The organism is Actinobacillus capsulatus DSM 19761, from assembly GCF_000374285.1.
Taxonomy (GTDB): domain Bacteria; phylum Pseudomonadota; class Gammaproteobacteria; order Enterobacterales; family Pasteurellaceae; genus Actinobacillus; species Actinobacillus capsulatus.
This window is the reverse complement of the sequence record NZ_KB893957.1, coordinates 1-7,415: the sequence shown is the minus strand read 5'-3', so window position 1 is coordinate 7,415 and position 7,415 is coordinate 1. Positions and strand designations below refer to the sequence as shown.

Here is a 7,415-nt window from a genome sequence, read left to right as displayed (position 1 = left end):
GTCACTGGCGTATCTATCAAAGCAGAAAAAGAAATGTCTGGGTCAAAGCTCGATAACTTCAGCTCCAGCTTAAATGGCTCGGAAAGCCCTTCGGTAAGTTTAAAACTGATAACATCAAAGTGATAGCGTTCATTCGCTTCCAAGGTATAACGGTAATCAGATTGGGCTGACATAGTGTTCTTTCATTAAGGGGGGAAATAATATAAGTATAATGTAAAAAGGTAGATTTTGCACATTCCTAAATAATTAAAATAATTGTAGTCAAATTGCGTATAAAAAAATAGAATGCTCAGGTTTAATTTATCTCTCAAATTGCTTTATTAGACATAAGGATCTTGCATAATGATAAAAATTAACTTAGCCGCAACATTGGGGGCGTTAAATGATGTCTCTAAACTAATGTTAGAGGAGTCCGCTGCATACGCCATTAGTTGTGGTGAAACGGAAGTGCTTCCTGCCCATTTATTACTTAAATCATTAGAAAATCCATTCTCTGACGTGCGCTTTATTTTAAGTAAGCTTAATATTTCTCACGAAGAATTGACCGCACTTTTATTACGCAGCAATCAACATTCAAACAGTAATATTGATTCTGTACCAAGCTTTTCTCCACTTCTTATTGAAATGTTACAAGAAGCCTGGTTGCTTGGCTCCCTTGAATTTGAACAAACACAAATCCGAAGTGCGGCAATTTTATTAGCTCTTACATTAAATGCATCACGTTATTTACCAACTTCGGCAGCAAGTTTTTTAAATCAACTTAATAAAGAGACACTTCGCAACTCTTTGCTTGAATTTGCCAAAGGTTCAGCAGAATCACAAACCGCTCAGGAAAATAGCCATACTCCAATAGCAACGCAAACTGATGCTTCCGATTTAGCCCGTTTTGCAGAAAATTTAACGGCGAAAGCCTTAGCAGGGAATATTGATCCTGTACTCGCACGTGATCAAGAAATTGATTTGATGATCGACATTCTTTCACGTAGAAGAAAAAATAATCCTATTGTAGTAGGGGATGCTGGAGTAGGTAAAAGCGCTTTGATCGAAGGTTTGGCATTGCGTATCATAAACAAACAAGTACCTCCCCATTTGCAAAATGTCGAACTCTGGAGCTTGGATCTTGCTGCCTTGCAATCTGGTGCGTCCATCAAAGGCGAGTTTGAAAAACGTCTAAAATCTGTCATTGATTTTGTTAAAAATAGCACCACACCAATTATTCTTTTTATTGATGAAGCGCATACGCTTATTGGGGCTGGAGGCAGTGAAGGCGGAAACGATGCAGCAAATCTTTTAAAACCAGCATTGGCACGCGGAGAATTGCGCACTATTGCAGCTACCACGTGGTCTGAATACAAAAAATACGTGGAACGCGATCCTGCACTGTCCCGTCGTTTTCAGTTGGTGAAAGTAGATGAACCTTCTATTGAAGAAAGCATCGTAATTCTGCGTGGTTTAAAACCACTTTATGAAAAAGCTCACGGCGTTTACATCACAGGTGAAGCTTTGGAGACAGTAACAAAATTATCAGCTCGCTATATTGCCGCAAAAAAATTACCAGATAAAGCGATTGATATTTTGGACACTGCTTGTGCTCGTGTTTCTACCGCAAAAGGTACGCCACCAAAACGTTTAAGCTATCTTGAAAATAAAATCTATGAAATTAAAGTCGCAATAGCTGAACTTGATCGAGATTATCAATTGGGTGAAACCGTTGATCATAGTGTGAAAACCAAATTAGAAAATCAACTGGCGGAATGCGAGACAGAAAAAACTGCGCTTTCTACACGATTTAATGCACAAAAAACTTTAGTGGATGAAATCTTAGCTTTACGTGAAAAACTGTCTGACAACGAGGCTGAATACGCGGAAGAAGAACGCCAGAAATGGATTACCCAATTACAAGCGAAAAAAGCAGAATACGAAGCAATTAAACCGGAAGAGTGTTTAATTCATGCGGAAGTGGGCAGTAAACAAATTACAGCAATCATCGCTGATTTAACGGGGATTCCTGTAAATAGTATGACAGGCGATGAACTCACTAAACTGACCGAACTCCCTGAAATTCTCAACGATAACATTAAGGGACAATCCCAAGCCATTGAGCAAATTCACAAAAACCTGCTCACCGCTATGGCAGATTTACGCCGTGCGGGCACACCGCTTGGTGCATTATTGCTTGTAGGACCTAGCGGTGTGGGAAAAACCGAAACCGCCATTCAAATTGCCGAACACATTTTTGGTGGAAAACAATTCCTTACCACCATCAATATGTCCGAATATCAAGAAAAACACACTGTGTCGCGTTTAATCGGCTCACCACCAGGTTATGTAGGCTATGGTGAAGGGGGATTACTCACTGAAGCTATTCGTCAAAAACCTTATTCTATTGTGCTATTAGATGAAGTCGAAAAAGCCCATCCAGATGTGTTGAACTTATTCTATCAAGCCTTTGATAAAGGTGAACTCGCCGATGGAGAAGGACGTTTGATTGATTGTAAAAACATTCTTTTTATGCTCACTTCAAACTGTGGCTTTGATGCGGCTAATGATCGCTTCGCCGTGAAAACTGATGAAGAGTTGCGTCGTTCACTGCTCGCTTTCTTCAAGCCAGCATTGCTTGCCCGTATGCAAATTGTGCAGTATCACTATTTAAGTACTGATGTAATGCAGCGCATTGTGAAAGCAAAACTAGCAAAACTAGAAAAATTAGTATCCGAACGCTATAAAGCAACATTCAGTATTGCGCCGAATATCCTTGAACATATTGAACAGCAATGTGAAGCCGATGCAAATGGTGCGCGTTTAGTAGATGCGATTCTTGAAGGACAACTTTTACCGCCGCTTTCATTAGCACTACTTCAACGTATCGCCAGTGGTGAGAAGATATCAACCATCATACTTAACTTTGAAGACGGCGAATATCAAGTTAACATTGAATAACCTGAATTGCCAGTGTTCGAACTGCACTCCAAAACCTAAAAGGCTAATTTGAGGTTTGGAGTGCAGATTATGTCCTTCCGTTTAATTTCATTTAGCATAAACAAAAAAAGAAACTTCAGACTTTTATGATCACGATCCTCTTATTAAACACAAGACCAGTTTACTCAAGGAATAACCTTATTCGACTATAATTTAATGTTTGCAAAAAATTTCTCAAATTTAACCGCTTGTCAGGTATAAAAACGCTAAAAAGTGCGGTCAAAATCTAACTGCTTTTTAACCGCACTTTTCACTAATCCGCCACCCAAATTTTTTCTAACTCCATTTTATCGGGGTGGTATTTATACACGTTAATTCCACCACCTGTGGCTTGTCCTGTCACTAGAATATGCGCTGTCGGGGAAGAGGAAACACTGAGGTTGCGCTGGAAATAATTGGTGGAAATATTCGGGTCGTTTCCAATTTCTACATAAGCCTTAATCCAAGGTTCGCCTGCGGCATAAAGTGCTACGAATTCAAACCCTTTACCATTTTTTCCACCACTTCGACCAAGTCCAATGAAATCTTTTTCACTTAAAAAAGCGTGAGCAACTGTGCCTACACTGATAGGTCTTTCTTTTAATTTCTCAGGTAACGGAGTACTTTTATCGTTTTTCAATTCTTCTCCAGTATAAAGCCCCCAATTATTAGGCATTGATAATGCCTGTCGATTATTTGGATTATCTATTTCCCACATATAATGAGCTCCATTTTCTCCCCCCGTAATCACCCATTTCCCATCCGGGCTGATTAAGCCATTTGTGGCACCACAGTTGCCTATCAATTTAGCCACAGGCTTTAAGGTGTGTTTGTCGTCCCATAAGGTTACGCCGTCATAGCTGCTTTTTTTGCGGCTACTTAGATTTACGGGGTTTGCCGTTAAGTTCGTTTCTGCTACCGGGTCATTTGAACCGTGGCAAGTTGGCGTAACAGATAAAAAATAATCACCTACTATCGTCAAGTCCACTGGTTTGCTAGTGACAGAACCGTCTGTATAAACAGGTTTAATATCCTCTTCGTAACCTAAGTACAAGTCATTGTACATATTAGCAGAAAGATAAAAAGACTTATCTGCTGTCATTCTATGATTTTGAAGTACAAAAGGATGTTGAAAATGCTTAAGGCTTTGCCCTTCCGTATTTTGCATATAGATTATGTTCTTATCATCTTGCCACATAAATTCATGGCTATCGGGAATAAACATCGCACTAAACGCATTGGCTTTTTTGGAGATAATCTGCTTGGTTTTCTTTTCTATATCCCACAATACTATTTGCCCAATTGGCTTGGAAGGGTGGGCATTTCTATCAGCGTGCCCACTAACCACATAACGCCCATCTGTTGAAACGCTCACGGATAACGCTGGGTCAGTCGGTTGATAAAACACAAAAAATAATGCGCATGCAGCTGTTGCTACGAGAAAAAATAGCCATCGTTTATTCATTTAAATCTCCCAAATTTACCTTCTAAATATTTATCCATTATTTGCTCTTTGTAAGTTTCTCGGTAAAGTCGAGAAAAACGAGTTTCGGGTAAGGTTTCCCGCTCTGCCTCCGTCCGCAACATTTCCTCCCAATCTAGCTCCTTGATGGCGGAATGGGTAGTGAAATATTCACTTTGGTTGTGGTAGAAAAATTGTTTGTCATAAAGTGCTTTAATGAATGTATCTACTGGATATTTTTTAGCTAAATTTTTATCAATATCTTGCTCTGGGCGTGGAGCCGTAAATTTCTCCCCCACATACCCCAACGCAGGACGAATTTCCAACTCCTTCGGTGATAGTTTCCAATCCGCTTTAAATATCATCTTCGTTAACACATCAATGATATGCTCAGTATAATCCGCCCCTTTCTCAAAACGACGAAAATGGCTCCACGGGCGCAGGATATTAAGTTCGGTTGTCCAATTAGCATTCACCTGCTCAATTTCCTGCTCAACGAGTGTTCTCACCTTACTCTCAATTACCGGACGATGAAATAGCGGTTGCGACTTCATATAATCGCATAATTTGGCTAATTCCGTATTATTCTGCCCCATATTATCCCAGCACTGCAATTGAATGGCATTGTGCATTTGCGCTGCCACTTTTTGCTGAGGCACGCTGCTATTGGGGTGGTTAGCATAAGGATAATAATCTGCAATGGCATTGTTTCTATTGGCTAACACACTATATTTTAACGGATAAGTCCCTCGGGTGACATCCGAAATACCGTCATCTAAATCTAAAGCTCGGTTATCGGCACCTAACACCCCATCTTCCTGCGAATTCCTGCGAATACATAATCCGAATGGATTTCACTGCTTTATGCGCAAAAGGAAACAGCTCCATCGCTAGCGGATTTTTCTCTCGGGTGTAGTTTCCTGTAATGGCATTATCCGCCACTGCTGCTTCTAACATAATCAGGTTATCAATCCAGTTCGCATATTTACCATCAAAATCGCCCAAAATATTCAAGGCACTTAACGCCACTCGTGCACCAAGGGAGTGGGTGATAATGTTAATTTTGGTTTCTTTATGTAAGGTCTGCAAAAATTTTGCCAGCTCTCGCCCCGCTTCGTTGGCATACATTTCCGCTTCGGTATTTTGCAAAAAATTGGGCTAATCTGACCGCTTGTAAAAAGCATAACAAAAAACGGTGAAAATAATCACTATTTCCACCGCTCTTTTCACTTAATCCGCTACCCAGATTTTTTCTAATTCCATTTTATCGGGGTGATATTTATACACGTTAATCCCGCCGCCGGTGGCTTGTCCCGTCACTAAAATGTGGGCTTTCGGAGCGGAAGAAACGCTTAGGTTGCGTTCGTAGTAATTAGTAGAAATACTTGGGTCGTTGCCGATTTCTACATAGGCTTTGATCCAAGGATCGCCGACGGTATAAAGAGCGGCGAATTCATAACCGTCACCATCTTCATTTTCACTTTTTCCCAGCCCGATAAAATCTTTTTCACTTAAAAAAGCATAAGCAACTCCACCTGCTGTTATCCCTCTATTGTCTATATTTGGCGGTATCGGAAGTAATTTACTGGTATCATAATCATGCTTTTCTTTTACATAAATACCACTGCCCGGAATGGCTAATTTCAGACGATTATGTAAATTTTTTATTTCCCACATATAATAGCCTGAATTTTCATCCCCCGTTACCACCCACTTCCCGTCAGGGCTGATTAAGCCTGTGGTTTTTCCCACATTCCCCCATAATCTGGCTACGGGTTTTAAGGTATGTCTGTCCCATAAAGTTACACCATCATAACTACTTTTCTTACTCTCGCTAGGGTTAATCGGATTTGTGGTTAAATCAGTTTCCGCTACGGGTTTATTCTCTGGCAAACCAGCATTCCCACTTAACAAAAAATAATCCTTTGTCATTGAAAGCGTTAAAGGAAGAATACTAATAGCATCCGTATATATAGGAATTAGCTTTTCACCGTAACCTTTATACAACTCGCCATATTCATTGGTGGATAAATAAAAAGATTTATCCGCACTCATAAGATGCCCAGCTACCCAAAAGTGATTAAACTTTTCAAGTTCCTGACCATCAACATTTTGAATATGCACTACTTTTTTATCATCCTGCCACATAAATTCATGGCTATCAGGAATAAAACTCGCACTATAAGCATTGGCATGATCAGCCAATATTTTCTTTTCCCTTTTTTCAATATCCCATAACGTTAATTGTCCTTTAGGAAAATAGAGATCCGATTTTCGTGGAGCATGAGCACTAATAACGTAACGACCATCCGTTGAAACGGAGAGAGAAATTATCGGATCTGTTCTGTTATATTGATAAAACACGACACCTAAAACGGATAAAAAAAGAATAACGATTATTTGAAGTGTTTTATTTCTTTTTATCATTTTTATATCTCCCAAAATTCGAATTTTCTTGAATTCGCTTCATAATTTCATTCATATAACTTTCTCTATAAATTCGAGGAAATACTTTAGGCTCTTGTTTATCAAATATCTTAAACTCAAACTCCCTCATCGCCGAATGCGTTGTGAAATATTTACTTTGATCAAAGAAAAAGAATTTTTTATCTTTTAAGCTCTTAATAAAAGCATCCTCGAACTCTATTTTTTCTTTGTTAGATAATGGCACATCTTCTTTCCCTTTTTTCTTAACTCCCGAAACAGTCAATCTTTCCCCTTGATGTCCCAACGCAGGACGCACCGCCGTATCATATACCCGCCAATCATCAAATAATGCCCCCATTAACACATCTATAATATGTTCAAAATAAGCATCGCCCCTTTTAAAGCGACGAAAATGACTCCACGGTTTTAAATAGATTAAGGGGGCGTCTAAACTATTTGCCGTTCTTTCGGCTTCTTCCTCCAATGCAGCACGAATAGCCGCTTTAATCTGATTTCTAAACGGAATATTCGGTAGTTCACTACATCGGCTCTTACCACTATAAACTTG

The 7,415-nt window shown here is 39.5% G+C and carries 5 protein-coding genes and 1 pseudogene; 1 reads left to right on the top strand and 5 read right to left on the bottom strand.

Features of this window, described 5'->3' with window-relative positions; translation table 11 throughout:
• Positions 1 to 342: 342 nt before the first annotated feature.
• Positions 343 to 2,940 carry a type VI secretion system ATPase TssH gene (gene tssH, locus C228_RS0112770; protein WP_018652979.1) on the top strand — a complete coding sequence of 866 codons (2,598 nt, stop codon included), beginning with the start codon at positions 343 to 345 and terminating at the stop codon, positions 2,938 to 2,940.
• Positions 2,941 to 3,232: 292 nt separating this feature from the next.
• Here the strand turns inward: tssH and C228_RS0112765 are convergent, their stop codons facing one another.
• The 5 genes and pseudogenes from C228_RS0112765 to C228_RS14545 all read right to left on the bottom strand — a co-directional run.
• The gene (locus C228_RS0112765) at positions 3,233 to 4,423 is read right to left on the bottom strand and encodes a WD40 repeat domain-containing protein (protein WP_018652978.1); all 1,191 of its coding nucleotides are present in this window, start codon (positions 4,421 to 4,423) and stop codon (positions 3,233 to 3,235) included.
• Complete coding sequence (locus tag C228_RS13765; protein ID WP_050560387.1) at positions 4,420 to 5,229, bottom strand: hypothetical protein; 810 nt, start codon at positions 5,227 to 5,229, stop codon at positions 4,420 to 4,422. Before C228_RS13765 ends, C228_RS0112765 begins: the two co-directional genes overlap by 4 nt.
• Positions 5,213 to 5,569, bottom strand: coding sequence for an alpha/beta hydrolase (locus C228_RS14930; RefSeq protein ID WP_245552774.1), 357 nt, complete (start codon positions 5,567 to 5,569; stop codon positions 5,213 to 5,215). Before C228_RS14930 ends, C228_RS13765 begins: the two co-directional genes overlap by 17 nt.
• A gap of 81 nt (positions 5,570 to 5,650) precedes the next feature.
• Positions 5,651 to 6,847, bottom strand: coding sequence for a WD40 repeat domain-containing protein (locus C228_RS0112755; RefSeq protein WP_018652977.1), 1,197 nt, complete (start codon positions 6,845 to 6,847; stop codon positions 5,651 to 5,653).
• Positions 6,831 to 7,415, bottom strand: a pseudogene (locus C228_RS14545) (hypothetical protein); the annotation flags it as partial. The pseudogene C228_RS14545 and the gene C228_RS0112755, both read right to left, overlap by 17 nt.

What these genes read in the sequence shown, in the direction of transcription:
- tssH (WP_018652979.1), top strand. Translation starts at nt 343, where the DNA reads ATGATAAAAATTAACTTAGCCGCAACATTGGGGGCGTTAAATGATGTC.
- C228_RS0112765 (WP_018652978.1), bottom strand. Translation starts at nt 4,423, where the DNA reads ATGAATAAACGATGGCTATTTTTTCTCGTAGCAACAGCTGCATGCGCA.
- C228_RS0112755 (WP_018652977.1), bottom strand. Translation starts at nt 6,847, where the DNA reads ATGATAAAAAGAAATAAAACACTTCAAATAATCGTTATTCTTTTTTTA.